Origin of the sequence: Mycobacterium sp. (assembly GCF_035274705.1) — a bacterium.
Taxonomy (GTDB): domain Bacteria; phylum Actinomycetota; class Actinomycetes; order Mycobacteriales; family Mycobacteriaceae; genus Mycobacterium.
On record NZ_DATENY010000009.1, the window covers coordinates 1 to 2,925 of the forward strand.

At 65.7% G+C, this 2,925-nt stretch carries 2 protein-coding genes; both read left to right on the forward strand.

Annotation, left to right across the window (positions count from 1 at the left end):
• Positions 1-419: 419 nt before the first annotated feature.
• Complete coding sequence (gene istA / locus VJV41_RS02220) at positions 420-1,886, forward strand: IS21 family transposase (protein ID WP_325330651.1); 1,467 nt, start codon at positions 420-422, stop codon at positions 1,884-1,886.
• Positions 1,886-2,665 carry an IS21-like element helper ATPase IstB gene (istB, locus tag VJV41_RS02225; protein WP_325330653.1) on the forward strand — a complete coding sequence of 260 codons (780 nt, stop codon included), beginning with the start codon at positions 1,886-1,888 and terminating at the stop codon, positions 2,663-2,665. Before istA ends, istB begins: the two co-directional genes overlap by 1 nt.
• The last annotated feature ends 260 nt before the right edge of the window (positions 2,666-2,925 follow it).

Below are 2,925 nucleotides of genomic sequence, written 5' to 3' on the forward strand. Positions count from 1 at the left end.
TCGCCGAAGTCGAGCAGGATGTCGCCCGGGCGGTTGTCGGGACCAACATGCAGCAAGGCGGCGCCCATGGCCGGCGCGTAGCTGAAGCAGGTGCACCAGTTGCTCCTCGTAAGAAGAGCCTTTGCGCGCCGGTCTGCGCGATCACCTCCTCGGCGGCAGTGGTCGCGACGATTTGCAGGCCAATGCGGTTGACCTCGTCGGCCAGTGGACGGATCGCCTCAGCCAGCGTTGTCCCTGGCCATGCGAATGTACACACAGGTGGCCGGTTGAAAGTCGTCGTTGGTGGCCAACGATGGAATTGCCGGTGGCCACTTGAAAGTCCACGCCCTCACGTGAGCTAAGCGAAGAGGCGCCCCCACCCGGGCGAGTACATGCTGGAGGTACCAAGCCACAGCAGGTCGACTCGGGAGGGGACGCCCATGAAGTGTCTGAGGGATGAGATGGAGATTGTCAACGCCTTCGAATTGGTCGGCACGTACCGCGGCGCGGCCGCGTTGTGCGGCACCACGGCCAAGACGGTGAAGCGTGTGCTCGAGCGGCGGGCAGTCGGTCAGGTGGGTCGTCGCCCGCCGCCACCACGGGTGCGCAACACGGAAGCTGTTTTGGAGCTGATCGCCGACCGCGTCCGGGCCACCGATGGCCGGATTTCAGCCAAGCGGCTGCTGGTCGTCGCGCGCACGGGTGGCTATGACGGCTCGTCGAGGAACTTCCGTCGTGCGGTCGCTACTGCCAAAGCCACCTGGAGCAAGCAGCGACGAACGTATCGACCCTGGGTCCCGGTGCCGGGCGAGCATCTGGTGTTCGACTGGGCCACCGAGGCCGGCTGGCACGTCTTCTGTGCCGTGCTGGCCTGGAGTCGGTATCGATTCATTCGCTTCGCGCTGGACGAGACGCGGCTGACCACGCTGAGCCTGCTGGCCGAATGCTTCGAGGAACTCGGCGGCGTCCCAAACGTGCTGCTCACTGATCGCATGGCCTGTCTGCGGGCAAGCACGGTGGCCAACGTGGTGGTGCCGCACCCGGAGTACGTGCAATTCTGCGCTCGGTATGGGTGCCGTCCAGACTTCTGTGAAGCGGCAGATCCTGAGTCGAAAGGCATCGTCGAGCACCTCGCCGGGTACGCGCAAACCGACCTGATTATCCCGTCCATCCCGGATGGTGGTTGGCCGAACCTGGCCGTGGCCAACGCCGCCGCGCGGAGCTGGTGTGCCGAAGTCAACGCGTGCGTTCACAGCGAAACGTGCGCGGTACCCAGTGAGCGGCTGGCCAATGAATCCCAGATCCTGCGACCCTTGCCATCGCTGCGTCCTCCGCTGCGAGGTGCAACCCAGCGCACCGTGGATCGTCGCGGCAGCATTCGTTTCGGCTCGGCCCGCTACCTGGTGCCCGAGTCATTGATCGGCCAGCACGTCGAAGTTGCCGCCGATGAGGACAAGGTCGTCATCCATCACGGCGGCGCCGAGATCGTGCGGCACGATCCGGTCGGACCGGGCGAGGTCGCATTCGGTGATCTGGCAGATCCAGCGCGACGGCCCACGCGCGGTATCCGTCCACGCACAACCGCTGAGGTTGCCTTCCTGGGGCTGGGTCCCAGCGCCGAGGCGTTCCTGCGCAGTGCCGCTGCGGCGGGCACGTTGCGCCTCGAGAGTGAGTTGGCGGCCATCGTCGAACTCGTCCCGATCTGGGGCCACACCGCCGTCGTGCGAGCGCTGAGTCGCGCCACGCGCTTCCGACGCTTCAAAGCCGCCGATGTGCGCGCCATCCTCGATGCTGGCCGCGGACTGCCCACGCCGGTGCGCGCGGGCGAGCAGCTCGCGCTCAACCTGCCGGTGGTCCCGATCCGTCCACTCAGCGCCTACGCATTGGTGCAGCGAGCGTTGCTGTGATGGCCGCCGCCGACCCGGTCCCGCAAGACGTGATCGACGGTCTGCGTCGCCTGCGCCTGGCCACCATCCGCGAGCAGGCAGCCGAGGTGCTCCAGACGGCACGCACCCAGCGCTGGCCACCGGAGGATGTGCTGCGTACGCTGATCGCCGCCGAGATAGCTGGTCGTGATCAGGCCAACCGCCAGATCCGTCTCAAACAGGCAGGCTTCCCAGCTGCCAAAACGCTGGACAGCTTCGACGTCACCGCCTCGTCCATCCCACGCCCAACCTTCGACTACCTGGCCTCACTGGAGTGGATTCGCGCCACCGAGAATTTACTGCTGGTGGGCCCGGCAGGCACGGGCAAGAGCCACAGCCTCATCGGGGTTGGCTATCGCGCGGTCGAGCGCGGACTCCGCGTGCGCTATTTCGTCGCCGCCGATCTGGTCGAGGCGCTCTACCGCGGCTTGGCCGACAACACCGTCGGCAAGCTGATCCACACCGTCTTGCGCAACGACCTGGTCTTGATCGACGAGCTTGGCTTTGCTCCCCTCGACGAGACCGGCTCTCAGCTGCTGTTCCGCTTTGTTGCTGCAGCTTATGAACACCGCAGCCTGGGCCTAGCGAGTCATTGGCCGTTCGAGCAATGGGGTCACTTCTTGCCGGTCCAGACAACCGCGGCTTCGCTCCTCGATCGACTCCTGCATCACGCGATCGTCGTCGTCACGTCTGGTGAGTCGTTCCGAATGAAGGAAGCTCGAGCGCACCGCGACCCGCGAACCGTTGGTCCTCATGAGTAATGACCCGTACCCCACGTCGACAGGAGGTGATGCTCAGGTTCCGACAGCGACACCCGGGGCAGACTTTGCATTGGCCACGTCTCGCACCACGCGGGGACTTTCATCTGGCCGCTAGTGATGACACACAACAGGCCACCAGCGGCTACATTCGACCGGCCATTGACAACCCGCCCGCCAACGAGCATTGACCAGCACGCTCCGGCGTCTCGAGCGCTGGTCGGTCACGGGGGCCGGAGTGGCTATTCGGGAGCCGCGCTTGT

Bases quoted from the DNA above. Each gene is read 5' to 3' on its own strand.
- istA (WP_325330651.1), top strand. From the start codon at position 420: ATGAAGTGTCTGAGGGATGAGATGGAGATTGTCAACGCCTTCGAATTG.
- istB (WP_325330653.1), top strand. From the start codon at position 1,886: ATGGCCGCCGCCGACCCGGTCCCGCAAGACGTGATCGACGGTCTGCGT.